This is a genomic window from Actinomadura sp. NPDC049382, assembly GCF_040677125.1.
Lineage (GTDB): Bacteria > Actinomycetota > Actinomycetes > Streptosporangiales > Streptosporangiaceae > Spirillospora > Spirillospora geliboluensis.
The window spans coordinates 22,654-47,029 of sequence record NZ_JBFARO010000010.1 but is presented as its reverse complement, the minus strand read 5'-3'; the positions used below and the strand labels follow the sequence as shown (position 1 = coordinate 47,029).

Here is a 24,376-nt window from a genome sequence, read left to right as displayed (position 1 = left end):
TTCCGGCGCTCACCTCGCGGAAACCTCGCGGCTGCCAGGTTTGCCGCGTGAACGCACTTGACGAAACGGTCGTACGGCTCGGCTCCGTGCGCAAGGCATTCGGCGGGGTCGCCGCGCTGGACGGGGTGGACCTGGAGATCGGCGCGGGCGAGTCCGTCGCGGTGATGGGGCCGTCCGGCAGCGGGAAGTCGACGCTGCTCAACATGGTCGCGGGCCTGGACCGCCCGACGTCCGGGACGGTGGAGGTGAACGGCGAGGACCTCACCGGGATGGGCGAGGCCGCGCTGGCGCGGTACCGGCGCCGCCGGATCGGGATGGTCTTCCAGTTCTTCAACCTGCTCGACGACCTGCCCGTGCTGGAGAACGTCGCGCTGGCCGGGCGGCTCGCGGGCGTCCCCGGCCGCAAGGCGCGGGCGCGGGCGGTGGAACTGCTGGACGAGCTCGGCATCGCCGCCCGCCGGGACGCCTACCCGGCGGTGCTGAGCGGCGGGGAGCGGCAGCGCGTCGGCGTGGCGCGCGCGCTGATGAACCGTCCCGCGCTGCTGCTCGCGGACGAGCCGACCGGCGCCCTCGACAGCGGCACCGGCGAGCAGGTCGCGGGCCTGCTCCTCGACCTCAACCGGCGCGGCCAGACGCTGCTGCTGGTCACCCACGACGAGGCCCTCGCGACCCGCTGCGCGACCCGGCTGGTGGAGTTCCGGGACGGCCGGATCGTCCGCGAGGCCGCGCTGGAGAGGAGCGAGCCGTGGGCCGCCCGCTGAGCGCCGTGTGGGCGGCGTCCCGGGCGGGGGTGCGGCGCCGCCGGGTGCAGGCGGTCAGCATCGCGGTCGTCGTCGCGCTGTCCACGGCGACGCTCGTGTTCGGGCTCGGCCTGCTCAGCGCGTCGAACTCGCTGTTCGCCGACGCGTTCGCGCAGGCGCGCGGCGCGCACGCGGCCGTGACCTTCGACGCCGGAGCGGTGACCGCCGACCGGGTCGCGGCGACCGCGCGGGCGTCCGGGGTCGCCGCCGCGGCCGGCCCGTTCCGGACGGCCGTGCTGCCGCCGGGGCCGGGGACGGGCCCGCGGCGCGTCGGCGGCGACGGCCTCCTCGTCGCGGGCCGCGCCGACCCCGGCGGTCCGGTGGACAAGCTGACGATCACCTCGGGACGGTGGGTCCGCGCCCCCGGCGAGATCGTGCTGCGGGGCGGGCCGGGAGGCCCCGTGAGGCTCGGCGGCACCGTCGCGTCGCCGGGGCTGCCGCCGCTCAAGATCGTGGGCTTCGCCAGGTCGGTGACGGGCGGGGCGGACGGCTGGGTGACGCCCGCCCAGATCAGCGCCCTCCGCCCGGACGGCCTGCAGATGCTCTACCGGTTCGACCGCGCGGGCGACGCGTCCGAGCTCCGGCAGAGCCTGGCCACGGCGACGGCCGGGCTGACGATGCGGGACCACGCGTCCTACCTGGAGACCGAGAAGGCGTTCGAGGAGGACTTCAACGAGCTGATCCCGTTCATCACGGTCTTCGGGGCGCTCGCCATGGCCGTCGCGGTGTTCATCATCGGCAACGTGGTCAGCGGCGCGGTCGTCGCGGGCTTCCGGCGCATCGGCGTGCTGAAGGCGATCGGCTTCACCCCGGCGCAGGTGGTCGGCGTGTACCTCGGGATGATCGCGCCGCCCGCGCTGCTCGGCTGCGCGGCGGGCCTCGCGGCCGGGCACCTGCTCGCCGCGCGGGTCGCGGGCGACCTGGCCGCCGGGTTCGAGCTGCCGTCCGCGGGCGGCGCCGGCCTCCTGCTGGACGTCCTGGCGGGCGGCTGCGTCCTCGCGCTCGTCGCCCTGGCCGCGCTGGTCCCGGCGCTGCGGGCCGGTCGGCTCCCGGCGGCCCAGGCGATCAGCGCCGGGACCGTGTCGCGCGGCGGACGGGGCCGGCAGGCGCAGCGGTGGCTGGCCCGCGCCCGGCTGCCCGTCCCGGTCGGCCTCGGGCTGAGCCTGCCCGTCGCCCGGCCCGCCAGGTCGGCGCTCACCCTCGCGGGCCTGTGCCTCGGCGTGACGGCGGTGACCATGGGCTTCGGCCTCCACCAGACGGTCTCGATGATCCTCACGGCGGACACCGAGGGGCACACGTCCGTCAACGTGGGCGTCGACCCGCACCGCCAGGGATCGGCGAACCTGTCCGAGGCGCAGGTGACGGCGCTGCTGAAGGCGCAGCCCGGCACCGCCCACGTGATGTCGTTCCGTCCGCAGCCCGTGAGGGGCGCCGGGCTCCCGTCGGGGCTGGTCGCCGAGACCTACAGCGGCGACTACCGCCCGTTCCTCGGCGACAGTCTCGTCCGCGGGCGCTGGTTCACGGGACGCGGCGAGCTGGTGGTGACGGAGGCGTTCCTGCGGCTCCACGACCTGGACGTGGGCGACACCCTCACCCTCCAGGCGGACGGGACGAAGGCCGCCGTGCGCATCGTCGGCTCCTTCGCGCACTCCGACACCACCCGGCTGATGCTCGACGCCGCGAGCCTCCCGGACGTCCGGGAGGGGCCCGAACCGCGCCCGTACGGGGTGATCGTGACGCCGGGGACGGACCCGGCCGCCTACGCCGAGCGCATCAACACGGCCGGGGCCTCCAGCGGCCTGTTCGCCGAGCCCACCGAGCCCGACCTCGGCGGCCGCGCGGTCTTCGACGGCCTGTTCGTGCTGTTCTCGCTGATCATCTGTACGGCGGCGGCGCTGGGCGTCCTCAACAGCGTGCTGCTGAACGCCCGGGAGCGGAGCCGGGATCTGGGCGTCCTGAAGGCCGTGGGAATGGCGCCGCGCCAGGTCGTCTTCATGATGGTGACGTCCATGGCCGCGCTGGGGGTCGTCGCGGGCGCGCTCGGGGCCCCGCTGGGCGTCCTGGCGCATCACGGTGTCGTCATGCTCACCGGAGAGATGCTCAGTAGCGGGATGGCGGCGGCGTGGATCCACGTCTACGGCTGGACGCTGCTGCTGCCGCCGGCCTGCGCCGGGGTGCTCGTCGCCGTCCTCGGCGCGTGGGCGCCCGCCGGGCGGGCCGCCGCGACCCGCACCGCCACCGTGCTCCGCAGCGAGTGATCAGGAGGCGGTCCGGAGGGGCTCAGGAGGCGAAGGCGACGGCCACGGTCAGCCCGCCGTCCGGGTTGGCCGTGGCCGTCACCGTCCCGCCGTGGGCCTGGACGATGGCGGCGACGATCGACAGCCCGAGCCCGGCGCCGCCGTCGGTGCCCGTCCGCTCGCCGGCCAGCCGCCGGAACGGCTCGAACAGCCCGTCCACCTCGTCCGGCGGGACGTGCGGCCCGGTGTTCGCGACGGTCAGCTCCCCGTCGCGCAGCTCCACCCGGACGGTCCCGCCGCGATGGTTGTGGCGGATCGCGTTCTGCACCAGGTTGGCGACCATGCGGGCGAGCAGCACCTCGTCCCCGGCGACGGTGACGGGCCGCGTGTCGGTGGTGACGGTGACCCCGGCGCGCTCTGCGGACGCGAGGTTCTCCCCGGCGACCTGCCCGGCGACCGCCGCCAGATCGACCGGGTCGCGCCGGTCGAGCCCGCGCTCGCCCTGCGCCAGGACGAGCAGCCCCTCGATCAGCCGCTCCGACCGCCCCGTGTTGCGCAGCATCTCCGCCCGCACCACGGCGAGCCGCTCCGGCGACGGGTCGGCCAGCCCCACCTCGATCGCGGTCCGCTGGACGGCGAGCGGCGTGCGCAGCTCGTGCGAGACGTTGGCGACGAACCGGCGCTGGCTGTCGGCCGCCCGCTCCAGCCGGTCGAGCATCGCGTCGAAGGTGTCGGCGAGCTGCCTCAGCTCGTCGCGCGGGCCGTCCAGCGCGATCCGCTCGTGCAGGGTGGACAGCGACAGCCGGCGCGCGGTGCCGGTGATGCGGTGCAGCGGCCGCAGCAGCCGCCCGGTGAGCCACCACGACACCGCGAACGCCAGCACCACGATCACCGCGATGGCGGTCAGGATGACGAGCTGCTGCGACCCGACCAGGCTCTCCTGGAACTGCTCCTGCCCGATGACCCGCTTCCGGCCGTCGACCGGCCCGCGCACCTCTCCGGACGCGATCGGATCGGCCGGGAACGGGACGTCCTGCACCCGGTCGTTCACGATCCTCGTCTGGATCCACAGCACCGCGCCCAGCACGCCCAGCGTGATGACGGTGAAGAGCCCGCCGTACAGGAGCGTCATCCGCGCCCGGACGGTCATCGGCCGCACAGCCGGTACCCGCTTCCCGGCACGGTCACGATGACGGGCGGTGCGCCGAGCTTGGCGCGCAGCTTGCTCATCGTCACCTTCACCACCGTCGTGAACGGGTCGGTGTGCTCGTCCCAGGCCCGCTCCAGCAGCGCCTCCGTGCTGACGACCGTGCCGCGCGCCTGCATCAGCACCTCCAGCACCGCGTACTCCTTGCGGGACAGCGGCACCGGGCGCCCGTCCCGGAACACCTCCCGCCGCGCCGTGTCCAGGGTGATCCCGGCGTGCTCCAGCACCGGCGGCAGCGGCGGGGCGTTCCGCCGCGCCAGCGCCTTGACCCGCGCCGCCAGCTCGTCGAACGCGAACGGCTTGGCGAGGTAGTCGTCGGCCCCGAGGTTCAGCCCGTCGACCCGCTCGTGCACCGCGCCCGACGCCGTCAGCATCAGGATGCGGACGGCCGCGCCCCGCTGCGCCAGCTCACGGCAGATCTCGTCGCCGTGGACGCGCGGCAGGTCGCGGTCGAGGACGAGCACGTCGTAGTCGTTGACCGCGAGCCGCTCCAGGGCCCCGTCCCCGTCGTAGGCGACGTCGACGGCCATCGCCCGCTTCCGCAGCCCCTCGGCGACCAGATCGGCCAGGAACCGCTCGTCCTCGGCCACGAGAATCCGCATCGTCCCATTCCCGCAGACCCCCGATAAGGCCGCGGTTAACGTCCGGACGGCTCGGGCGGTTCGGGCGGCTCGGACGGCTAGGTCGTCTCAGGCGCCTCCGTCGTCAGGGACACGAGGAGGTCGTTGAGGCGGCCGACGAACGCACCCGGCTCGTCGATGCGGGCGCCGCAGGTGAGGACGGCCTGGTCGAACAGGAGGTGCGCCCAGTCGGCCAGGCGCGGGTCGTCCTGCCCGCCGTTGAGCCGCTCGACCAGCGGATGCCGCGGGTTGATCTCCAGGACCGGCCGGCTCGGCAGGCCCGACCCGCGCATCCGCTGCGCGAGGGTGAAGTCGTTCTCCGGCCCGTCCCCGACGATGCAGGCGGGGGAGGTGGTGAGACGGCTGGTCACGCGCACGTCGACGGCCCTGCCGTCCAGGTGCTCCTTGAGCTTGCCGAGGAGGTCGGCGTAGTCGGCTCCGGCCTGCTCGGCGGCCTCCTTGTCGGCCTCGTCCTCCAGGCCGCCGAAGTCGGGCGCGCCCTGCGCGACCGACTGCAGCCGCTTCCCGTCGAACTCCGGCAGGGCGGTGACCACGAAGGTGTCCACGGCGTCGTCCAGCAGCAGCACCTCGATGCCCTTCTCCCGGAACGCCTCCAGGTGCGGGCTGGACGCCGCGTCCGACATGCCGGGGGCCAGCAGGTAGTAGATCTTGTCCTGGCCGTCCTTCATGCGGGACGTGTAGTCGGCGAGCGAGACGCCGTCGCCGCCGGTGGTGGTGAACCGCAGGAGCGCCGCGATGTCGTCCCGGTGGGCGGGGTCCTCGGGGATCCCCTCCTTCAGGGTGGCGCCGAACTCCTTCCAGAAGGCCGCGTACTTCTCGGGCTCGCCGTCGGCCATGTCCTTGAGCAGCCGGAGCACCCGCTTGACCGCGCTCGACCGGATGTGGTCCATGGCCTGGCCGCCCTGGAGGATCTCCCGGGAGACGTTCAGCGGCAGGTCGGCGGAGTCGATGACGCCGCGCACGAACCGCAGGTACCGCGGCATCAGCCGGTCGGTGTCCTCCAGGATGAAGACGCGCTGCACGTGGAGCCGCACGCCCTGGATCGCCTGCGCGAGCCACAGGTCGTACGGGGCCTGCGACGGGACGAACAGCAGCAGCGTGTACTCGAACCGCCCCTCGACCTTCGCGTGGACGTACGCGAGCGGGTCGGCGAAATCGTTCGTGAGCTGCCGGTAGAAGTCGTTGTAGTCCTGCTGCTTCAGCTCGCTTTTCGGACGCGCCCACAGGGCCGTGGCCTGGTTGACGGGGGTGTCGTCGTCGCCCAGCAGGATCGGGCGGCCGATGTGGTCGGAGTACCGCTTGATGATGGAACGCAGCCGGTACTCGCTGAGCAGCTCGTCCTCGCCCTCGCGCAGGTGCAGGACGATCGTCGTGCCGCGCTCGGCGCGCTCCACGGGCTCCAGCGTGTACCCGCCCTTGCCCTCCGACGACCAGCGCACGCCCTCCGCCGCCGGCAGCCCGGCGCGGCGGGTCGTCAGCGTCACCCGGTCCGCGACGATGAACGCGGCGTAGAAGCCGACGCCGAACTGCCCGATCAGCGCCGTGTCGCCGCGCCCGTCGCCGCTGCGCGCGCGGAGGAACTCCGCGGTGCCGGACCGGGCGATCGTGCCGATGTTGTCGATGACCTCCTGCCGGCTCATCCCGATGCCGTCGTCGGCGACGGTGATCGTGCGGGCGTCCTTGTCGAAGGAGACCCGGATCCGCGGCTCGCCGTCCGCTTCCGGCCCGTCCGGTTCCGTCTCGGCGGTCTCCGGGTGTGCGTACCGCTCGATACGGAACCGGTCGATCGCGTCGGACGCATTGGAGATCAGCTCGCGGAGGAATATCTCCTTGTCGCTGTAGAGCGAATTGGCCATCAGATCGAGGATCTGGGCCGCCTCGGCCTGGAAGCCGAACGTCTCCTCCGCCGGCAGAGTCACCGTTTCCCTCCTGGTCAACGCCTTTCGGACAACCCATCAGAATAGGAATGCCGCCCGACCCGGTCAACCATTCCGCCGGAGCGTCACCCGAAGATCGCGGCGGGGTCGCCGCGGTACCAGGTGTTGTCGATGCGCATCCGTCGCACGACCCAGCGCCGCCCGTCCCGGACCAGTTCGACGTCGTAGGGGTTCTTCAGGAGGGCGAACGTGGAGTGGTCCGCGCTGAGCAGGTGCTGCGCCTCCACCAGGGCGGTGAGCCGCGCGGTGTCGCCGTCTACGGCGATGCGCGGGTTGGCGACCTGGTGGGTGGTGTCCACCCGGCCGGTGAACGAGTCGAGGATGGTGGTGACGATCGTGTCCCGTCCCACCATCAACGGCGGCTGCCCGCCCCAGCGGGCCGCCGCCGGACGGAAGTCGAGTTCGGCGTCGGCGGCGAAGGCGGAGGCGAACAGCGCGGCGTCCTTGAGGTCCTGGCCGAGGGCGAACCGGTGGAGCGCGTCCACGATCTCGGTCCGGTCCCGCAGCTCCCGCACCGCGGCGTCGGTGTCGCCGTCCGCGGCCGCCATCGCCTGCTGGTCGATCACGTACATGTCTGCTCCCGTGCACGTCAGAGGAAGGAACCCCTCCACTCTTCGCGGGGCCGGACGGCCGATCAACGCGGCCCTGTGCAACGATCGTGAAGCGTGAATTAACGATGAGGAGGGGCCGCATGCTGGAGCGGCACGAGATCGAGTCCTTCCTCACCCTCGCCGAGGAGCTGCACTTCGGCCGGACGGCCGGACGGCTGCGCGTCTCCACCTCCCGGATCAGCCAGACGATCGCCAAGCTGGAGCGCCGCGCCGGGGTGGCGCTGTTCGACCGCACGAGCCGCCGCGTCGAGCTGACCCCGGCGGGACGGCGGCTGTACGACGACCTGCGCCCCGCCTGGAAGCGGGTCACCGCCGCGTTCGAGGAGGTCATGGAGACCGGGCGCGGGCTGACCGGTCTGCTCCATGCGGCCTTCACCGACGCCGCGGGCGGGCAACTGCTGGCCGGGGCCGCCGAGCTCTTCCGCCGCCGCCTGCCCGGCACCGACGTCCGGCTCCGCGAAGCGCGGCCCGGCGACCTCGTGCCCTGGCTGCGCGACGGTGAGATCGACATCGGCCTCGGGTGCCTCCCCGTCGACGAGCCCGGCATCGCCGCCGGTCCCGTGCTGGTGTCGGAGGCGCGGATGCTCGCCGTCCCCGCCGGGCACCCGTTCGCGCGCCGGACGTCGGTCTCCCTGGAGGACCTGGCCCGGGTCGCCGTCCTGCGGTACCCCGACACCGTGTCCGCGTCCCTCCGCCATGACCGCAGCCCGGCCGCCACGCCGTCCGGGCGTCCGATCGCGCCCGGCCCGGCGGTCGCGACGTTCGGCGAGATGCTCACCCTCATCGGCGCGGGCGCGGGCGTCTTCCCGGTCGGCGCGCACGTCAGGCGCTACCACGCCCGCCCCGACGTCGCCTACGTCCCCTTCGACGACGCCCCGCCCATCGACTGGGGCCTGCTGTGGCGGACCGGCGGCGAGACCGCCCGCGTCCGCGCCTTCGCCGAGGCCGCCCAGGACCTCCTTGACTGACGCACGCAAGAATGGCCCGGTACGACATCTCCGACGGCGAGGAGAACGCGAGATGAGAATCGTCGTTGACGACCTGACCGGGCCGCAGGTCGCGGAGTTCCTGGCCGAGCATCTCCGCGAGATGCGGGCCGTCACGCCGCTGGAGAGCGTCCACGCCCTCGACCTCGAAGCGCTGCGCAAGCCCGACGTCACCTTCTGGACGGCGCTGGACGGCGACGCCGTCGTGGGCTGCGGCGCGCTCAAGAGCCTGGACGTCTCCCACGCCGAACTGAAGTCGATGCGCACGTCCGCGGCGCGCAAGCGGAGCGGCATCGCGTCCGGGCTGCTCGCGCACATCATCGCCGAGGCCGAGCGGAGGGGCTTCACCCGGCTGAGCCTGGAGACCGGCGCGGACGAGTTCTTCCTCCCCGCGCGCAGGCTCTACGAGAAGTTCGGCTTCGCCTACTGCGAGCCCTTCGCCGACTACCGCCCCGACCCGAACAGCGTCTTCATGACCAAAGCGCTCGGCTACTGATCCAGCTCAAGGGAGATGTGCGGGGCGAGCGCGCGGAGGAAGTCGGCGGCGTCGAACATCTCCCCGGCGGAGGCGACGCCGGTGGTCCGGGTCCGCCCGGTGAGGACCCGCGCGACCGCCTCCACCGCGAGCGGCGCGGTGACGGCGTAGATGTCGCGGCCCGTCGCCACGGCGCGCCGCTCACGGCCGCCGGAGCGCACGACCACGTCGACGAGGAACGTCTGCGCCGACCGCCCGTTCTCGTCGGCCGCGACGGGCGCCGGGGTGTCGGGGTTCGCCATGTCCCGCGCCGCCTCGACCGTCATGTAGGTGGTCACCTCGGGGATCGCCAGGTGGCTGGGGACGGTCACGACGTCGGCCATCGTGAACTCCCCGATGACGTCCCGGGGCCCCATCGGCGCGGGGAACGCCCACTCCAGCGCGGGCGGGTCGTCGCGGCGGTACTCCAGCCGCCCGTTCGCGTAGCGGACGCGCCGGCCGTCCCGCCGCGCGTGCGAGACCGCGCCCGCCGCGCGCGTCCCGGCGGTCGGATGCCAGCCGCTCAGCCCGTAGGCGACGTGCGCCTCGTCGGCCGCCGTCCAGTCGCCCATGGCGGCGGTGGCGAGCAGGTCGCCGAGGCCGCCGTAGAAGGCCATCGCGGGGACGACCACGCCTCCGGCATCGCGGGCGCGGTCGGCGAACCGGGCGAACGCGTCGGCGTTGGCCTCGATCTCGGCCGCGACGTCCACGTACGGGATCCCGGCGCGCAGGGCCGCCTCGATCACCGGGGCGGCCGTCACGGCGAACGGGCCGGCGCAGTTGACCACGGCCGCCACGCCGGCGAGCGCGCGGTCGAGCGCGGCCGGGTCGTCCACCGACGCGGGACGCGCCTCCAGCCCGGTCTCGGCCGCCGCCTTCTCCAGCTTGCCCGCGTCGCGGCCGGACAGGACCGGGACGAACCCGCGCTCCCGCAGCTCCGCCACCACGAACCGCCCGGTGTGCCCGTAAGCGCCGTACACCGCCACCAGCTGCCCCGATCCCATGGGGGTCTCCTTCGTCCTCGTCCCGGTCTGTCGGAACCATCCTGGCGAGGACGGTCATCCGACCGTGAGTGTCTGGAACGCCATGACCCATACAATTCCGGACATGAGATCGGTCGCGCTGGCCGTCACCGACGGCATGCTGCACTTCGAGCTGTCGCTGGCGCACGAGGTGTTCGCCGCCGCCCCCGCCGGCGTCACCGTCCCCTGGTACGACCTGACCGTCTGCGGCTCCGGCGCCGTCCGGGTCGGACGGTTCCGGCTGGAGCCCGACCACGGCCTCGACCGGCTCCGGCACGCCGACACCGTGATCGTCCCGGGTTGGGCGGACACCGACGTCGAGCCGCCCGCCGACCTCGTCGACGCGGTGCGCGCGGCCCACGAGGCGGGCGCGCGCGTCGCCTCGCTCTGCACGGGCGCGTTCGTGCTGGCCGCCGCCGGACTGCTGGACGGCAGGCGCGCGACCACCCACTGGGCGCACACCGCCGACCTCGCCGCCCGCCACCCCCGGGTGGACGTGGACCCGGACGTCCTCTACGTCGACAACGGCACCGTGCTCACCTCGGCGGGCAAGGCCGCCGCGATGGACCTGTGCCTGCACCTCGTCCGCCTCGACCACGGCTCCGCGATCGCGAACACGGTCGCCCGCCGCCTGGTCGTCCCGCCGCACCGCGACGGCGGCCAGGCCCAGTTCGTCACCACCCCGGTGCCCGCCCTGGACGACCACCCGCTCGCCGCCTTGTTCCCCTGGGCGCTCGAACGCCTCGACCAGCCGCTCACCGTCGAGGACCTGGCCCGCCAGGCGCGGATGAGCGCACGCCACCTGACCCGCCACTTCCGCGCCGTCACCGGTACCACGCCGCTGCAATGGCTGCTCACCCAGCGGATCCGGCACGCCCAGGAGTTGCTGGAGACCACCGACGACGGCATCGACGCCATCGCCGCGTCCACCGGCATGGGCACCGCAACCACCCTGCGCCGCAACTTCAACCGCACCGTGGGCGTCCCGCCGGACACCTACCGCCGCACCTTCCGCGCACGGACCGGGGGCCTCACGCCCGCGACGTGAGGCCCCCTCCGCTCCCGGCCGTCAGGCGAAGCCGCGCTCCGCGTACGGGGTCTCGCCGCTGAGGCTCTCACCGTCGAACGTCACCGTCGGCATGGCCAGCTCCATCGGCAGGGAGGCGTTCAGGTCGAACGCGTCGGGCGCGTGCAGGTCCGCCACGAACGCGTCGATCTTCGCCTCCGTCACCGACGACATCAGGAAGATGTGCGCGAGATGGCGCGGGTCCCGATCGGTGGGCCGCATCCGCATGGTGACGGTCGACAGCGACCACTTGGCCACCAGCGCCGGGTTCGGGCGGCGGAACCGCACCGTGATCGCCAGCGGCGTGCGGGCGATCCAGAGGCCGCCGGGCCCGAACTGGTGCTCCAGCCGGTGCTCCAGCCGCCTGAGCTTCTCGACCAGGTAGGACGCCAACCGCTGCGCGTGCATGCTGAGCGCGATCTGCCGGTCGTCGGGGTGCTGGGCGATGTGGTCCCACAGCACGATGGGGGACAGGCCGTTGCGGGATCCGGCGAACGTGGTGTCCAGCGAGCCGATGTACTCCGGATTGTCCTGCGGCTGCATCTGGTACTTGGTCTTGGTCATCAGCGCCCCGCACGGCCACGGCGCGCCCATCCACTTGTGCCCGCTGACCACGATGGACGACACCATGTCCACCGCCTCGTTCGTGCCGGGGGCCGTGGACGTCAGCCCGAAGTCGAACTCGGGGACGGGCACCTCCGGCACGTACTCGTAGCGCGGATCGTGCGCGGCCTTGGCCAGGAACGGCACGTACGCGGCGCCCAGGGCGCCGTCCACGTGGATCCAGAACCCGCGCCGGACGTCATGGTCGTCCTCCCCGTAGGGCACCCGGCGCTTCAGCAGCCCGTACTCGGCGAAGATCGGCAGCAGCTTGTCGCAGACGGCCCGCACGTCGTCGTAGGCGCCCTTGAACGTGCTCCCGAAGTTCAGGCTGACGATGCACGGATGCCCCTTGGACGCGAAGAACCGGACGAGCTGCGCCAGCTTGTCGACGTCCACCGACCCGGGCCCGAACGACGGGAACTGCTCGTCGGGCTTCCCATCGGACGGCAGCGCGGACGGCACCTCGTCCGGCCAGGGGCCGCCGAGCGGACAGTCGTCCGGATACTCCGCGCGCCCCATCTCGCTGAACGTCGGCAGGTCCAGCACCCGGACGGCCTTGGCGAACGAGTAGTGCGTGTCCTCCGAATAGAAGATCACCGGCGAGTACGCGTTCGGGTTCTCCGGCGCCTCGGACGGCGTGGTGTACCGCACCGCGGTCTCCTTGCCGGCGCCCTCGCCCTCACCGAGCAGCCGCTTGCCGGAGAGGTAGTCGCGGGCGTTCCACAGGGCGTACATGTTGCCCTCGGTGGAGCCCATGCTCAGGACGTATCCCCAGCACGAGTCCTTGTCCCGCGGGTCGTAGGGCTTGCCGTGCCACAGCCGCGCGAGGTACGACAGCACCGCCTGCTCGACGACCTTGGAGTTGACCTTGTAGCCGCTCTCCTGGAACGGGTCGCCGATGTTGTTGATGTGGCTGGTGAGGAACTGCCCGATGTCCCGCTGGTAGGCGTCCATGTCCTCGGTGACCTGGTAGCCGAGCATCCGGTCGCGGCGGTCCGCGAGGTAGGCGGCGAGGCGGCGCAGCACCGTGTCCCGCCGGTCCGGCGGCACCCCGCGCCCGTCCAGGACGAAGTCACTCGGATCGGGCGCGAACGGCGGCGGCGCCCCCCACACCTGCTGGCCGGGCCTGGCGCCGTCCTGCCAGGCGCGCTCGGTGTACTCGACGGCCTGGCGGCCCATGGTCTGCGTCATGCGGGTCCCTCCCGGGCGTTCGGTGACGGAGCGTGACCGCCCGGGACCCGGGCTTTCCCGCCGCCGCGCCGCCCGGCCAGCCCCGGACAACGATCATTGGCTCTGCCGAATCGCAGAATCTCCACCGCATTGACCCTGCTCTGAGGGCGTTTGCCCGAAGGAAGCGCACCACTTGCCCCCGCCTCAGACGAGCGCGCCGACGCCCTCGTACTCGGCCCGCAGCGCCCGCCCGGCCGCCTCGTATTCGAGCAGCAGCAGCCCTTGGCCGTCGCCTCATGCCGGACGAGCCGCAGCCCGGCCGGATCCCCGGAACCACTCAGCAGCCGCCGCCCGGCCCCCAGCTCCCCTCGGCCAGCGTGTTCGACACGACGTACTTCGGCAGCGCGTTCATCCGCTCGGCGAACGGGTCGTCCGGGTCGGTGATCCGCGGCCAGTCCCGCGCGAACGCCTCGTAGGTGCGCCGCCCGAGGAGCAGACCGTCCGCGAGATCGAGCCAATCGGACGCGCGCCGGACGAACGTCCCGTCCATGTGCGGGACGAGCCACCCGCCACGGGCGAACCCGCCGCTGGTGTCCTCGTCCGGCGACCCAGGCCCCTGGTAGACCCCGTCGAGCGTGACGAACTCGGTGACGGTGACCTTCACGACCCCTCCACCAGCGCGGCGAGCTGCCCGGCGACCGTCCCCCACCCGTCGGCGAAGCCGAGCTTGTCGTGCCGCGCCCGGGCGTCGGGGTCCCCGTGCCGGACGAGCATCCGGTAATCCGTCCCGTCCGGATGGTCGTCCAGCGTGATCGCCGCCGTCATCGCGACCGGCGCCGGCCGCGCGGGCCGCCACGTGCTGTCGATCGCGTTCGTGAACACGATCCGCCGCCGCTCCTCGACGTCGAGGAAGCAGGCATCGAGGTGCGGCCCGAACTCGCCCCCGTCGCTCAACCGGGTGACGAACGCCCCGCCGGCCCGCAGCTCGAGCCGCTCCACCCGGCACCGGCTGGGAGCAGGAACCCACCACTGCTCAAGCCGCGCCGGATCCGTCCATGCGCTCCACACGACCGCGCGCGGCGCCCGGATGACCCGCTCCAACGCAAGATCAAGGTCAGGGTTCATTGCTCCTCCACATCAGTGACGAACTGTTCGAGGCGGTCGGTGCGCTCCTCCCAGATCCGGCGCTGCTCCGCGAGCCACTCGTCCAGCAGGACGAGCCGCTCCCGGTTGAGCGTGCACGTGCGCACCCGCCCGGCCTTGGCCGTCCGGATGAGCCCGCTCGCTTCGAGCGTCCGCACGTGCTTCATGAACGACGGCAGCGTCATCGGAAACTCACGCGCGAGATCCCCGACGCTCACCGGCCCACCCCCGAGCCGCCGCACCACGGCCCGCCGCGTCGGATCGGCGAGCGCCACGAACACCCCGTCCAACTCCGCCGAATACTGTGCCATACGGCTAAGTATTACCAGCGTCTACAGTTAGCGCAAGAGCTAACTATCGAGGCGCATCAGGGCGGCTGCCAGGGGCGATCATCCACCGCTCCGGCGGCTCGAACGCCCCGCGCCGTCCGAGTCAGGCGGCGGCGCAGGTGATGCAGGTGCGGGCGGCGGGGCGGGCGGCCAGGCGGTCCGCTCCGATCGGGCCGCCGCAGCGCTCGCAGGCGCCGTAAGTACCGTCGCGGAGCCGGTCAAGCGCGCTCTCGATGTCGGCCAGCTGTGCCTCTGCCCTGCTCAGGGACGACTCGATCCGGGAGCGTTCGAAGGCGATGGTGGCGCCCTCGGGGTCGTGCTCGTCGTCCACCCCGGTCTGCGCCGACGCCTCGACGACGCCGTCCCAGTCGACGCGCAGCGACGCCATGAGCTTCAGGAGCGCGTCGCGATCCGCGATCAGCCGTTCTTCCGCCGTGGTCATCACTCCTCAACGCCCGCCGCGCCGCGCCCCATTCCGGACGGCGGCGGACCGGGCCCGGCGGCCGGGAGGGATGAAACGGGTGCTCGTCTACATAGAGGCGGACATATGGGGTAGGCGCGGAGCGAAGCGCTATTGGGGGAGGAAACATGGCTGCTCAAGAGACAGGCCACGTCACCGGGACCAAGGACAAGGACTACAACATCACTTGGTTCGTGGAGCAGTGCCTGAGCAACGCCCTCAGGCTGGACACCTACATCGAGGACGCCGAGCGCGACGGCGACGTCGAGCTGGCGGACTTCTTCCGGCGGGCGCAGGGCGAGAGCCGCAAGGGCGCCGAGCAGGGCAAGGAGATGCTCAAGCAGCGGCTCTGACGCGGCACCGCACCCCGCCCGGGCGATCACCGCCCGGGCGGGCTGCCGCACGCCGACCGCCTGGTCCCCAGAGCGATCAGAAGGAACAGCGCATCCGGCCGAGTTGACCGGCGTGGCGGTGGTTACAGGCTCGGGCACTATTGCCCTATTTCGGGTGACTGATATGCCGGAAACGAACCCGGCTTAGTGGACACATCAAATGGTGAGTGCTAGTTTGACCAATCAATTCACAAGGGGTGGTCTCGCCTTGACTGAAATGGGGGCTCTGTGGGACACGCGCCGACCTCCCCGCACTCGGTAACGCGGCGCTCTCGATCGCGGTGTTCGCCGGTGCGGTCGCCGCGGCAGGCTGGGGCGCCGGGCAGGCAGTGGCCTCCGTCCGGTGTCGTGACCGGCTAGGCGCCGTGTTCTCTCTTTCGCGGCGTGCGGTTCAGCGGAATCCGGGGAATCGCCGCAGGTTCATGTGGATCCAACTCTTCCGGTACGTGACGTTCGCCGTTATTTCGGCGGCGGTCGGGCTGGTCGGTGCGCTGGACGGCGACGTTCCGGTGGTCTTCGCGCCGTTCTTCGTCGCGGTCGGTACGGCTTTCGTCAACTCGGCCGTTCTTGCGCTGGCGACGGCAGCGGCGCTCGGCGGGCGCCGTCCCAGCGGGGCGCGGCGCGTCGCGTTCGGGGTGTGGGCCGCCGGGGTCATCGGAACACTCGCCGCCGTGATCCTCGTCCTAGGGGAGGAGCACGGGCCCTCAGTTCCGCTGATCGCGCTGCTCGCGGTCCCGTTTCTGCTCGTCGCGAAGCCGCCGCGGCACATGCTGCTCGACCCGGCTCCGCGCGGAGGGGCGCCGGCGGACGGCCGTCGCCCGGCCGGAACGCCGTGATCTTCCCCTGAACCGGCCGTCAGGCCCCTCGGGGGTCGTCGGGCTCGCCATGAAACGGCTGGTGGTTTCACATAGAGGGCGGATGCCGGGGGAGTAGTAGCCCTGTGACAGGGGGAGTTACGGGCGCACTCCGTGGTCGCGCAGGGGGCCGACGGTCAGGGCGGTGGCGCGGCATCTGGTCACGACCTCGGGCAGGGCGGCCAGGGTCGCCTTCCAGGCGCCGGGGGCCGAGGTGACGTCGCTGTCGTGCAGGAGGAGAGTCGCTCCGCCTTCGAGGCCCGGTGCCAGGGTGCGCAAGACGGACTCGGGGGTCGCGGACGCCGTCCAGTCCTTGCCCCAGGCCGTCCACAGGACGGGACGCAGGCCGTTGCGGCGGGCAGCGAAGAGGGCCTCCGTGCTCAGGGCGCCGTACGGCGGCCGGTACCAGGACGGGGTGACGCCGCAGACGTCCTCGACCAGGTGGACGGTGTCGCGGATGCCCGCGGACGTGCGGCCGGGGCGGGCCGTGAGGGTGTTGTCGTGGTGCCAGCCGTGGACGGCGATCTCGTGCCCGTCCGCGACGATGCGGCGGCCGAGGGACGGGGCGCGCCGCAGCATCGCGCCGAGGACGAAGAACGTCGCGTGGCAGCCGAGGCGGGCCAGCTCGTCCAGGAAGAGGGGCGTGGAGCCGGGGTCGGGGCCGTCGTCGAGGGTGAGGGCGACGTGGCGGGGGCCGCCGCGGCCGGCGACGCGGGGCGTGAGCCGCCGCACCGGGGGGAGCCAGGTCGCCGCGGGCAGGGCGTGACCCAGCAGGGCGGCGGTCAGGGCGGCGGGCACGCGGCGGGACATGAGATCAGTTTCACCGGGGGGAGTTCAATTAATGGGCAAACGACTCTTAATTCTGACAGCGGGCATGGGGGCCGGGCATGACGCGGTCGCCGCGGAGCTGGCCCGGCGGATGGCGGTGCAGGGGGTGGAGGCGTCCGTCCTGGACGTCCTCGACCTGGTCCCGCTGCGGCTCGGGAAGGGCCTCCGGCACATGTACGAGGGCATGGTCCGGTCGGCGCCGTGGCTGTACGAGGGCATCTACCGGGCGTTCTTCGTGTCCCGGCGCCCGCCGCCCGCGTCCCCGCTGACGGCGCTGATCGCGCGGCGGCTGGACGCGCGGCTCCGGGAGCTGCCGCCGGACGCGGTCGTGTCGACGTTCCACGTCGCGGCGCAGGCGGCCGGGCGGCTGCGGGAGACCGGGCGGCTGGAGGTGCCGTCGCTGGTGCTGGTCACGGACTTCGCCGTCCACCGGATGTGGCTGCATCCCGGCAACGACCGGTACCTGTGCCCGGACGAGGGGTCCGCGCAGGCGGTGGCGGAGCGGACGGGCCGCCCGGCGACCCGGTGCGCGCCCGTGGTGCGCCCCGCGTTCCGCCGCAGGCGGGCGGCGTCGGGCCTGCTGCGGGACGAGGTCGGGGCCCGGCCGGACGACCGGATCGTGCTGATCTCGGCGGGCGCCTGGGGCGTCGGGCGGGTGGTGGAGACGGCGCAGCACCTCGCCGCGTCCGGCCGGTACGTGCCGGTGGTGCTGTGCGGCCGGAACGAGCGGCTGCGCGAACGCGTCTACGGGCCCGCCCTCGGCTGGCGGGACGACCTGCCGGAGCTGATGGCGGGCGCCTACGCGCTGATCGACAACGCGGCCGGGCTGACCTGCCGGGAGGCGTTCGCGTGCGGGCTGCCGGTGATCTCCTACCGGCCGATCCCCGGGCACGGCCGGGACGGCGCGGCGGCGATGGCGCGCGCCGGGCTGAGCCGCTACGCGCGCACGCCCGGCGAGCTGGTCGGGGAGCTCGACCGGCTCAAGGACGACGCGGAGCGCCGGACCCGGGCGCGGACGGCGGCCGGCCTGCTGCGGGCCGCCCCCGCGGAGCGGGTCATCCAGACGGCGCTCGGCTGACGTCGTGCTCCTCGTGCAGCAGCGGGGATCGGGCGATGCCGATGCTGCCGAGGAGGAGCAGCGCCATGCCGGCCGCCTCCAGCAGGACCCACGGTCCGCCGCGGACGTTCTCGCCGAACAGGTAGACCCCGAGGATGATGCTGGCGACGGGGTCGGAGATGGTGAGGGCGGGCTGCACGGCGACGAGGGTGCCGCTCTGCAGCGCGTTCTGCAGCAGGAAGAGGCTGCCGAGTCCGGCGAGGGCCATGGCGTAGAGCTGCCAGGACGTGACGACGGCGCGGAGCCCGCGCTCGAAGTCGTGCGTGGCGGTGTTCATGAACGCGGCGGTCAGCGCGAACCCGATCGAGGTCGTGATGCCGAGCAGGACGGCGCGGACCGGCCCGCGGATGAGCCAGGACAGCGCGATGAGCGCGGCGACGCAGCCGGCCGTGCCGGTCGTCGCGATGATCCAGGCGGATCCGCTCGGCAGGTGGTAGCCCTCGTCGGGGGAGAGCGCGAACAGCAGCACGGCCAGCCCGACGCTGAGCAGGACGACGGCCGTCCACGGCACGCGGGTCAGCCCGCGCGGCGGCAGCAACGCGATGAGGATCATGGTGAACGGCAGTTCGACGGCCAGCAGCGGCTGGACGAGCGACAGCCCCGCGATGGACAGCGCCGCCGCCTGCAGCACGAACGCGGCGATGAGGGCGCCGATGCCGCCGAGCCACATCGGGCTGCGCAGCAGGTCGAGGATGAGCGCGAGCTTGAAGGCGTCCGCCTCGGGCGCCGCCTTGGCCACCCGGCGCTGGAGGACGGACGCGAGGGCGTTGGAGGCTCCGGCGAGCAGCGCGAGGACGACGGGGATCACTGGCACTCCACCCCGTCAGGCGGCGCCGCGGCGCGTTCGCCGGGTTTGCCGAGGTACGGGGACTGGCCGAGGACGACGATGCCCGCGACCATCGCCGCGAGCCCGAGCGACTCCAGGGCGAGGTCGGAGACCTCCAGCCGGACCCGCTCCCCGAAGATCACGATGCTGAGCGCGATGCCGGTGAGCGGCTCCGCCGCCGTCGTCGCGGGCAGCGAGATCCGCAGCGGCGCCGCGTCGAACGCGCTCTGCGCGAACAGCAGCCCGAGCGCCCCGATGAACACCAGCCCGTAGGGCTGCCAGGTCACGAAGATGCGGCCGAAGCCCTCGTCGGAGACGAGGAGGACGCTGCGGGTCAGTGTGTCCTGGAGGCCGTAGAGCAGCCCGGCGCCGCAGGCCAGCAGCATCGCGCGGACGCGCAGGTCCCGGTGCAGGCCGCCGAACGCGCACAGGGCGACGAGGGCGAGCACGGCCCCGCCCGCGAGCCAGCGCGGCGAGTGCACGCCCGGCAGGGCCCCGCCGTGCGGCACGCCGATGCCGAGGAACAGCGCGACGCCGCCGGTCAGCAGCAGCGACCCCAGCCACTCGTTGCGGCCGAGCCGCTCCCGGTAGATGACGTGCGCGGCGAACAGCGCGAAGATCAGGTTGACGGTGAGCACCGGGGTGACCTCGGCGACGTCGGCGATGTTCAGCGCGAACGCGAAGATGATCTGGCCGACGATCATCGAGGCGATGCCGGTCAGCCACAGCCGGCTGCGCACGAGGTCCAGCAGCAGCCGCGGATGCAGGATCTCCTCCAGCGGTTCCCGGAACGCCGCGTGCTGCTGCGCCACGAACCCGAGCCCGATGAAGGCCGCCGCCACGACGGCGATGGCCATGCCGAGAATGCTCATCCGCGTCCACGATCTCCCCCGAGCGACCCGTCCGGATCCGGCCTCTCACCCTCCACGAACCGACTGGACGGTACGTAAGACGGGGGTCCGCCGGCGGAGCACCCTGCGCATCCGAGCCCTCACCGCCCTCGTCGCGACCGTCTCGCCTCGGTGGTCCCGCTGAGCCCGGCCCACGACGGCCGCACCCCCGATGATCAGGCGTTACCCGGTTACGCGATCGACAATCCGACGCCGCCGCCCGTCCAAGTGAAGGGGAATCCGCCATGGGTGCCGTGGAGCGGCGCCTGCGCGGCCGGGGCCGGGGCGCGGGGGCTGACCCCGTCTGCTCCTGAGCGGCCCTGGAGATGACTGTCCGGCCACACGCGCCCGTGGCCGGATCTCGCTAGCGCGTCGTCACAGGTCGGTGGCGATGATCTTCTCGATGTTGCGCTCGGCGAGCGCGGTGATGGTCACGAACGGGTTGACGCTGGTGTTGCCGGGGATCAGCGACCCGTCGATGGCGTAGAGGCCGGAGTAGCCGCGCAGCCGGCCGTAGTTGTCGGTGGCCTTGTTCAGCACGGCGCCGCCGAGCGGGTGGTAGGTGAGGTGGTCGCCCCAGATCTTGTAGGCGCCGAAGAGGTCGGTCCGGTAGATCGTCCCCTCCTTCTTGTTGATCTTGTCGAAGATCGACTTGGCCATGTCGATGCTGGTCTGCTTCCAGCCGGTCTGCCAGTTCAGGTCCACCCGGCCCGCCGCCGCGTTCCAGGAGAACTCGGCCCGGTGCGGGGTGTTGGTGATCGACAGGTAGAACGAGGCCCAGGTCTCGATGCCGGTGGGCAGCGGCGCGACCTCGGCGAACGCGCCGCCGGCGTCCCAGTTGTCGATCCCGCCGGTCGGGATGGACGACTGGAGGCTGCCGGTCGGGTCCCAGAGGTGGTTGGCGCGGCCGCACATGACGTTGCCGTTGTCGCCCCAGCCCTTGCCGACCTCGCCGTTCAGCGCCGGCAGCGCGCCGGTCGCCTTCAGCTTGACCAGCAGCTTGCTGGTGCCGACGCTGCCGGCCGCGAAGAACACCCGGTCGGCCTTCACCGTCTTGGTGCCCGTGACGGCGCCGGTCGTGTCGATCTGCTCGATGGCGACGGTGTAGCCGCCGCCGGACGCGGGCGACACCGACGTCACCCGGTGCTGCGGTGAGATGGAGACGCGGCCGGTGGCCTTGGCCTGCGCCAGGTAGGTCTGCTGCAGGGACTTCTTGCCGGCGTTGTTGCCGTAGAGGATCTCCGCCGCCAGCGCCGACTTCGGCACCGCGCCCGCGGCCTCCTGCTTCATGTAGTTGAAGTCGTACACGTTCGGGACGTAGACGAACTCGAACCCCGAGCGCTCGGCGTGCTTCCGCCCGACCCGCGCGTACTGGTAGCAGTCGGTGCTGTCGAACCAGGCACGGTCGATGTTGTTGACGCCGAGCCCGGCGTTGGCGCGCGGGTAGTACACGCCGTACATCTCGTCGGCGTCCACGGAGGGGAGGACGCCGCTGAACCGCGAGCGCCTCGGCGTCACCGCCATCCCGCCGTTGACGAGCGAACCGCCGCCGACGCCCCGTCCCTGGTAGACGGTGATGCCGGCGAACTCCTCGGCGTCCAGGATCCCGGTGTAGCGGGGGACGTCCTTGTCGATCGGGAAGCCGAGGAAGTTGCTGAGCGGCTGCTTGGTGCGCGTCCGCAGCCAGAACGACCGGTAGTCGGGGGACCGGGTGTTGGCGAAGATCTTGCCGTCCGAGCCGGGGGTGTCCCAGGCCATCCCCATCTCGACCATGTGCACGTCGACGCCCGCCTGGGCGAGCCGCAGCGCGGCCACGGAGCCGCCGTAGCCGGTGCCGATGATCAGGACCGGGACGTGCGCGCCGTCGCCGATCGGGCCGGCCGCCGAGGCGGTGGACGCAGCGGTGCCGCCCATCAGCCCCAGCCCCAGAATGGAACCGGTTCCAACAAGGAACCCGCGGCGGGAAACGCCGCCGAGACTCCCGTTGGGCATGATGGAATCGGTCATGTGACCTCCCTCACTGTCGCTGAGATTGAAACAGGTTCTATATCGACCGGCGAGGGAAGTCACTAGCTACGCAAAAGTAACTTACGAACCATCACGCACACGTGTTGCCAGGTCACAGGCAGTTAACCAAGTGCTTGCTTGGCAACGGACCCGGGCTTTGTTACATTCCGCCCATGATCTCCGCGATCGTCTGGGGCACCGGCAACGTGGGGCGGCTCGCCCTGCGCGCCGTCGACGCCCATCCGGCGCTGACACTCACCGGCGTGATCGTCCACGACGAGGGCAAGGCCGGACGGGACGCGGGCGACCTCGCCGGCCTCGGCCGCGGGCTCGGCGTCGCGGCGACCACCGACATCGACGCCGTCCTCGCCGCCCGGCCGCAGGCCGTCGTCTACGCGGCGTCCGGCGACATCCGCCCGGACGACGCGCTCGCCGACATCCTGCGGGCGATCCGCGCCGGCGCCGTCGTCGTCACGCCCGCGCTGTACGCCCTCTACGACCAGCGCAACGCGCCCGCCGAGATGCGCGAGGCGGTGCTGGACGCCATCGCCGAGGGCGGCGGCTCGCTGTTCGTCTCCGGCGTCGACCCGGGCTGGGGCAACGACGTCCTGCCGCTGATGATCAGCGGCCTGGGCGGGGTCATCGACGTCGTCCGCTGCCAGGAGATCTTCGATTACTCCACCTACGACCAGCCCGACTCCGTCCGCTACCTGGTCGGCATGGGCCAGCCCATGGACTACGAGCCGCCCATGCTGGCGGCGACCGTCCCGACCATGGTGTGGGGCGGGCAGGTCAGGTTGATGGCGCGCGCGCTCGGCGTCGAGTTGGACGAGGTCCGCGAAACCCTGGACCGGCGTCCGCTCGACGAGACCATCACCACCGCGTCCATGGGCGACTTCGAGAAGGGCACGCAGGGCGCGGTCCGGTTCGAGGTGCAGGGCATCGTGGAGGGCGAGCCCCGCATCGTCGTGGAGCACGTCACCCGCATCCACCCGTCGTGCGCGCCCGACTGGCCCATGCCGCCGGACGGCGACGGCGCCCACCGCGTCATCATCGAGGGCAACCCGCGCATCGAGGTCACGGTCGAGGCCACCGACGAGCACGGCAACCGCGCCGCCGGCGGCAACGCCACCGCGGTCGGGCGGCTCGTCAGCGCGATCGACTGGCTGGTGGACGCCGAACCCGGACTCTACGACGCGCTCGACGTCCCGCTGCGCCCCGCGGCGGGCAGGCTCGGAGGCACCCGCGCATGAACCTCGACGTCCCCGACGGCAAGGACCCGATCCAGTACGCGTGGGGCGAGCTGGTGCCCGGCATCGGCCCCGCCGCGTCCCGGCTGTCGCTCGCGGTGTACGAGCACACCACCCTCGGGCTCCGCGAGTTCGAGGCGGCCCGGCTGCGCGTCGCGCAGCTCAACGGGTGCCTGTTCTGCCTCGACTGGCGGACCGAGCGCGACGGCCGGAAGGTCGAGGAGGAGTTCGCGGACGCGGTCACCGACTGGCGCACCACCGACGCCTTCGACGACCGGACGCGCCTCGCCGCCGAGTACGCCGAGCGCTACGTCCTCGACCACCACGGCCTGGACGAGGAGTTCTGGGAGCGCATGACCGCGCAGTACGACCAGCGCGAGATCGTCGAGCTGAGCATGTGCATCGGCTCGTGGCTCGCGTTCGGCCGCCTCAACCACGTGCTCGGCCTGGACGCCATGTGCGTCCTGCCCAAGCCCTGAGACCGGGCGGGCCCGGGGTCACCCCTACCCCGGGCCCTGGTTCGCGGACGGTCCGGCTCAAGCGGCGGCGGACGGCGTGTAGTGCGCGGCCTCGTCGCCTTCGACGCGGTAGCTCTCCCGCCCGTCCACCCCGACCGGGACGTCTCCGGCGGCGGTGACGCGGTGCAGCAGCCGCGGCAGGTCGCCGTAGTCGTCGGACGCGTAGTGCTGCGTGATCCGGTTGTCGAACACGATGAGGTCGCCGGGGGCCCACGCCCAGCGCAGGATGTTCTCCGGCCGGGTCACGTACCGCTGGAAGAGGTCGAGGAGCGTGCGGCCCTCGCGCGGCGGCAGCCCGACGACGCTCTGCGCGAACCCGCCGATGAACAGGTTCCGCTCGCCCGATTCGGGGTGGACGCGGACGACGGGGTGCGCGGTCTTCCACGTCCGTGACACGAACGCCTTCCGGTGCTCGGCCGACTTCTCCGGGTCGGCGCCGCTGTTCGGGGGCTTCACGTAGTCGTAGTCGTTGGTGTGCACGGCCCAGAGCCGGTCGGCCAGCAGGCGCAGTTCCTCCGGCAGGTCCCGGTACGCGGCGCCGGTGTTGGCGATCAGCGTGTTCCCGCCGAAGGGCGGGATGACGAGGCTGCGCAGGGTGCTGATCTTCGGCGGCGTCTGGACGAACGTGACGTCGGTGTGCCAGTGGTTCGCCCGCCCCGACTCGCTGTCCACCGGCAGGATCTCGCGGTGCCCGTCGGCCGCCGGGACGGTCGGGTGCGCGCCGGTGAGCGGCCCGAAGCGGGCGGCGAAGGCGATCTGGTCGTCGTCGGTCAGGTCCTGGCCGCGAAAGCCCAGCACCTTGTGCTCCAGCAGGGCCTCCTGGATCTCGCGGAACAGCGCGCCGGTCAGCTCGCGGACGTCGACGCCGACGACCTCGGCGCCGATGCGGCCGCCGATCTTGCGGATGTCGAACTCGGACATTGCCCACCTCCTGGGGGACGGACGGTCAACGGAGCGGCGGTCCGGGG

General features: G+C 72.6%; 25 protein-coding genes. 10 read left to right on the top strand and 15 right to left on the bottom strand.

The window, feature by feature from the left end; genetic code table 11:
* The first annotated feature begins 47 nt into the window (after positions 1-47).
* Together AB0K34_RS09375 and AB0K34_RS09370 are read left to right on the top strand one after the other, a co-directional pair.
* Positions 48-761 (top strand): ABC transporter ATP-binding protein, encoded by a 714-nt coding sequence (locus AB0K34_RS09375; RefSeq protein ID WP_364546936.1) that lies wholly within the window; start codon positions 48-50, stop codon positions 759-761.
* Complete coding sequence (locus tag AB0K34_RS09370) at positions 746-3,058, top strand: ABC transporter permease (protein WP_364546934.1); 2,313 nt, start codon at positions 746-748, stop codon at positions 3,056-3,058. Before AB0K34_RS09375 ends, AB0K34_RS09370 begins: the two co-directional genes overlap by 16 nt.
* Before the next feature lie 22 nt (positions 3,059-3,080).
* On the opposite strand, the gene AB0K34_RS09365 is transcribed toward AB0K34_RS09370, so the two are convergent.
* The 4 genes from AB0K34_RS09365 to AB0K34_RS09350 form a co-directional block, all read right to left on the bottom strand.
* A complete protein-coding gene (locus AB0K34_RS09365; protein WP_364546931.1) occupies positions 3,081-4,187 on the bottom strand; it encodes an ATP-binding protein in 1,107 nt (368 codons plus the stop codon).
* Positions 4,184-4,846 carry a response regulator transcription factor gene (locus AB0K34_RS09360; RefSeq protein WP_364546928.1) on the bottom strand — a complete coding sequence of 221 codons (663 nt, stop codon included), beginning with the start codon at positions 4,844-4,846 and terminating at the stop codon, positions 4,184-4,186. The genes AB0K34_RS09365 and AB0K34_RS09360 overlap by 4 nt, the downstream gene beginning before the upstream one ends.
* Positions 4,847-4,923: 77 nt before the next feature.
* Positions 4,924-6,804, bottom strand: a complete 1,881-nt coding sequence (gene htpG, locus AB0K34_RS09355; protein ID WP_364546925.1) for a molecular chaperone HtpG — start codon at positions 6,802-6,804, stop codon at positions 4,924-4,926.
* A gap of 83 nt (positions 6,805-6,887) precedes the next feature.
* Positions 6,888-7,394: a nuclear transport factor 2 family protein gene (locus AB0K34_RS09350; protein WP_364546922.1), complete on the bottom strand. Its 507-nt coding sequence runs from the start codon at positions 7,392-7,394 to the stop codon at positions 6,888-6,890.
* Between the two features lie 119 nt (positions 7,395-7,513).
* Here AB0K34_RS09350 and AB0K34_RS09345 point away from each other — a divergent pair, with 119 nt between their 5' ends.
* Positions 7,514-8,401, top strand: coding sequence for a LysR family transcriptional regulator (locus AB0K34_RS09345; RefSeq protein ID WP_364546920.1), 888 nt, complete (start codon positions 7,514-7,516; stop codon positions 8,399-8,401).
* 52 nt (positions 8,402-8,453) lie between these two features.
* Positions 8,454-8,915, top strand: a complete 462-nt coding sequence (locus AB0K34_RS09340; protein WP_364546917.1) for a GNAT family N-acetyltransferase — start codon at positions 8,454-8,456, stop codon at positions 8,913-8,915.
* Here AB0K34_RS09340 and AB0K34_RS09335 read toward each other — a convergent pair.
* Positions 8,909-9,937, bottom strand: a complete 1,029-nt coding sequence (locus tag AB0K34_RS09335) for a saccharopine dehydrogenase NADP-binding domain-containing protein (RefSeq protein ID WP_364546914.1) — start codon at positions 9,935-9,937, stop codon at positions 8,909-8,911. The genes AB0K34_RS09340 and AB0K34_RS09335 overlap by 7 nt on opposite strands.
* A gap of 103 nt (positions 9,938-10,040) precedes the next feature.
* On the opposite strand from AB0K34_RS09335, the gene AB0K34_RS09330 reads away from it, so the two are divergent.
* On the top strand, positions 10,041-11,003 hold the full coding sequence (locus tag AB0K34_RS09330) for a helix-turn-helix domain-containing protein (RefSeq protein ID WP_364546911.1): 963 nt from the start codon (positions 10,041-10,043) through the stop codon (positions 11,001-11,003).
* 21 nt (positions 11,004-11,024) lie between these two features.
* On the opposite strand, the gene AB0K34_RS09325 is transcribed toward AB0K34_RS09330, so the two are convergent.
* From AB0K34_RS09325 to AB0K34_RS09305, 5 genes are all read right to left on the bottom strand, one after another.
* Complete coding sequence (locus AB0K34_RS09325; RefSeq protein ID WP_364546909.1) at positions 11,025-12,815, bottom strand: hypothetical protein; 1,791 nt, start codon at positions 12,813-12,815, stop codon at positions 11,025-11,027.
* Between the two features lie 316 nt (positions 12,816-13,131).
* Positions 13,132-13,458, bottom strand: a complete 327-nt coding sequence (locus tag AB0K34_RS09320) for a dihydrofolate reductase family protein (RefSeq protein ID WP_364546907.1) — start codon at positions 13,456-13,458, stop codon at positions 13,132-13,134.
* Positions 13,455-13,919 (bottom strand): SRPBCC domain-containing protein, encoded by a 465-nt coding sequence (locus AB0K34_RS09315; RefSeq protein WP_364546904.1) that lies wholly within the window; start codon positions 13,917-13,919, stop codon positions 13,455-13,457. Before AB0K34_RS09315 ends, AB0K34_RS09320 begins: the two co-directional genes overlap by 4 nt.
* A complete protein-coding gene (locus tag AB0K34_RS09310) occupies positions 13,916-14,248 on the bottom strand; it encodes a metalloregulator ArsR/SmtB family transcription factor (protein WP_364546902.1) in 333 nt (110 codons plus the stop codon). Before AB0K34_RS09310 ends, AB0K34_RS09315 begins: the two co-directional genes overlap by 4 nt.
* A gap of 121 nt (positions 14,249-14,369) precedes the next feature.
* Positions 14,370-14,708, bottom strand: coding sequence for a TraR/DksA C4-type zinc finger protein (locus AB0K34_RS09305; RefSeq protein WP_364546899.1), 339 nt, complete (start codon positions 14,706-14,708; stop codon positions 14,370-14,372).
* Positions 14,709-14,854: 146 nt separating this feature from the next.
* Here AB0K34_RS09305 and AB0K34_RS09300 point away from each other — a divergent pair, with 146 nt between their 5' ends.
* Both AB0K34_RS09300 and AB0K34_RS09295 read left to right on the top strand, forming a co-directional pair.
* The gene (locus AB0K34_RS09300) at positions 14,855-15,079 is read left to right on the top strand and encodes a hypothetical protein (protein ID WP_138642277.1); all 225 of its coding nucleotides are present in this window, start codon (positions 14,855-14,857) and stop codon (positions 15,077-15,079) included.
* Between the two features lie 461 nt (positions 15,080-15,540).
* Positions 15,541-15,954 carry a hypothetical protein gene (locus tag AB0K34_RS09295; protein WP_364546896.1) on the top strand — a complete coding sequence of 138 codons (414 nt, stop codon included), beginning with the start codon at positions 15,541-15,543 and terminating at the stop codon, positions 15,952-15,954.
* A 117-nt stretch (positions 15,955-16,071) separates the two neighbouring features.
* Here AB0K34_RS09295 and AB0K34_RS09290 read toward each other — a convergent pair whose 3' ends face one another.
* The gene (locus tag AB0K34_RS09290; protein WP_364546893.1) at positions 16,072-16,782 is read right to left on the bottom strand and encodes a polysaccharide deacetylase family protein; all 711 of its coding nucleotides are present in this window, start codon (positions 16,780-16,782) and stop codon (positions 16,072-16,074) included.
* A 64-nt stretch (positions 16,783-16,846) separates the two neighbouring features.
* On the opposite strand from AB0K34_RS09290, the gene AB0K34_RS09285 reads away from it, so the two are divergent.
* Positions 16,847-17,878 (top strand): hypothetical protein, encoded by a 1,032-nt coding sequence (locus AB0K34_RS09285; protein WP_364546891.1) that lies wholly within the window; start codon positions 16,847-16,849, stop codon positions 17,876-17,878.
* Here AB0K34_RS09285 and AB0K34_RS09280 read toward each other — a convergent pair.
* From AB0K34_RS09280 to AB0K34_RS09270, 3 genes are all read right to left on the bottom strand, one after another.
* Positions 17,856-18,725 (bottom strand): DMT family transporter, encoded by an 870-nt coding sequence (locus tag AB0K34_RS09280; protein WP_138640233.1) that lies wholly within the window; start codon positions 18,723-18,725, stop codon positions 17,856-17,858. The two genes, AB0K34_RS09285 and AB0K34_RS09280, sit on opposite strands and share 23 nt — an antisense overlap.
* Positions 18,722-19,615: a DMT family transporter gene (locus AB0K34_RS09275; RefSeq protein WP_138640232.1), complete on the bottom strand. Its 894-nt coding sequence runs from the start codon at positions 19,613-19,615 to the stop codon at positions 18,722-18,724. The genes AB0K34_RS09280 and AB0K34_RS09275 overlap by 4 nt, the downstream gene beginning before the upstream one ends.
* Before the next feature lie 393 nt (positions 19,616-20,008).
* Positions 20,009-21,640, bottom strand: coding sequence for a GMC oxidoreductase (locus tag AB0K34_RS09270; RefSeq protein WP_364546887.1), 1,632 nt, complete (start codon positions 21,638-21,640; stop codon positions 20,009-20,011).
* A gap of 173 nt (positions 21,641-21,813) precedes the next feature.
* Between AB0K34_RS09270 and AB0K34_RS09265 the strand changes: the two genes are divergently transcribed.
* Both AB0K34_RS09265 and AB0K34_RS09260 read left to right on the top strand, forming a co-directional pair.
* A complete protein-coding gene (locus tag AB0K34_RS09265; RefSeq protein WP_364546884.1) occupies positions 21,814-22,893 on the top strand; it encodes a dihydrodipicolinate reductase in 1,080 nt (359 codons plus the stop codon).
* Entirely contained in the window at positions 22,890-23,369 is a 480-nt protein-coding gene (locus AB0K34_RS09260) for a carboxymuconolactone decarboxylase family protein (RefSeq protein ID WP_364546881.1), read from the top strand. The genes AB0K34_RS09265 and AB0K34_RS09260 overlap by 4 nt, the downstream gene beginning before the upstream one ends.
* A gap of 57 nt (positions 23,370-23,426) precedes the next feature.
* Here the strand turns inward: AB0K34_RS09260 and AB0K34_RS09255 are convergent, their stop codons facing one another.
* Complete coding sequence (locus AB0K34_RS09255; RefSeq protein ID WP_138640228.1) at positions 23,427-24,329, bottom strand: TauD/TfdA family dioxygenase; 903 nt, start codon at positions 24,327-24,329, stop codon at positions 23,427-23,429.
* Between the last annotated feature and the right edge of the window lie 47 nt (positions 24,330-24,376).

Bases quoted from the DNA above. Each gene is read 5' to 3' on its own strand.
- AB0K34_RS09365 (WP_364546931.1), bottom strand. From the start codon at position 4,187: ATGACCGTCCGGGCGCGGATGACGCTCCTGTACGGCGGGCTCTTCACC.
- AB0K34_RS09360 (WP_364546928.1), bottom strand. From the start codon at position 4,846: ATGCGGATTCTCGTGGCCGAGGACGAGCGGTTCCTGGCCGATCTGGTC.
- AB0K34_RS09350 (WP_364546922.1), bottom strand. From the start codon at position 7,394: ATGTACGTGATCGACCAGCAGGCGATGGCGGCCGCGGACGGCGACACC.
- AB0K34_RS09345 (WP_364546920.1), top strand. From the start codon at position 7,514: ATGCTGGAGCGGCACGAGATCGAGTCCTTCCTCACCCTCGCCGAGGAG.
- AB0K34_RS09340 (WP_364546917.1), top strand. From the start codon at position 8,454: ATGAGAATCGTCGTTGACGACCTGACCGGGCCGCAGGTCGCGGAGTTC.
- AB0K34_RS09335 (WP_364546914.1), bottom strand. From the start codon at position 9,937: ATGGGATCGGGGCAGCTGGTGGCGGTGTACGGCGCTTACGGGCACACC.
- AB0K34_RS09330 (WP_364546911.1), top strand. From the start codon at position 10,041: ATGAGATCGGTCGCGCTGGCCGTCACCGACGGCATGCTGCACTTCGAG.
- AB0K34_RS09325 (WP_364546909.1), bottom strand. From the start codon at position 12,815: ATGACGCAGACCATGGGCCGCCAGGCCGTCGAGTACACCGAGCGCGCC.
- AB0K34_RS09315 (WP_364546904.1), bottom strand. From the start codon at position 13,919: ATGAACCCTGACCTTGATCTTGCGTTGGAGCGGGTCATCCGGGCGCCG.
- AB0K34_RS09310 (WP_364546902.1), bottom strand. From the start codon at position 14,248: ATGGCACAGTATTCGGCGGAGTTGGACGGGGTGTTCGTGGCGCTCGCC.
- AB0K34_RS09305 (WP_364546899.1), bottom strand. From the start codon at position 14,708: ATGACCACGGCGGAAGAACGGCTGATCGCGGATCGCGACGCGCTCCTG.
- AB0K34_RS09300 (WP_138642277.1), top strand. From the start codon at position 14,855: ATGGCTGCTCAAGAGACAGGCCACGTCACCGGGACCAAGGACAAGGAC.
- AB0K34_RS09295 (WP_364546896.1), top strand. From the start codon at position 15,541: ATGTGGATCCAACTCTTCCGGTACGTGACGTTCGCCGTTATTTCGGCG.
- AB0K34_RS09290 (WP_364546893.1), bottom strand. From the start codon at position 16,782: ATGTCCCGCCGCGTGCCCGCCGCCCTGACCGCCGCCCTGCTGGGTCAC.
- AB0K34_RS09285 (WP_364546891.1), top strand. From the start codon at position 16,847: ATGGGGGCCGGGCATGACGCGGTCGCCGCGGAGCTGGCCCGGCGGATG.
- AB0K34_RS09275 (WP_138640232.1), bottom strand. From the start codon at position 19,615: ATGAGCATTCTCGGCATGGCCATCGCCGTCGTGGCGGCGGCCTTCATC.
- AB0K34_RS09270 (WP_364546887.1), bottom strand. From the start codon at position 21,640: ATGACCGATTCCATCATGCCCAACGGGAGTCTCGGCGGCGTTTCCCGC.
- AB0K34_RS09265 (WP_364546884.1), top strand. From the start codon at position 21,814: ATGATCTCCGCGATCGTCTGGGGCACCGGCAACGTGGGGCGGCTCGCC.
- AB0K34_RS09260 (WP_364546881.1), top strand. From the start codon at position 22,890: ATGAACCTCGACGTCCCCGACGGCAAGGACCCGATCCAGTACGCGTGG.
- AB0K34_RS09255 (WP_138640228.1), bottom strand. From the start codon at position 24,329: ATGTCCGAGTTCGACATCCGCAAGATCGGCGGCCGCATCGGCGCCGAG.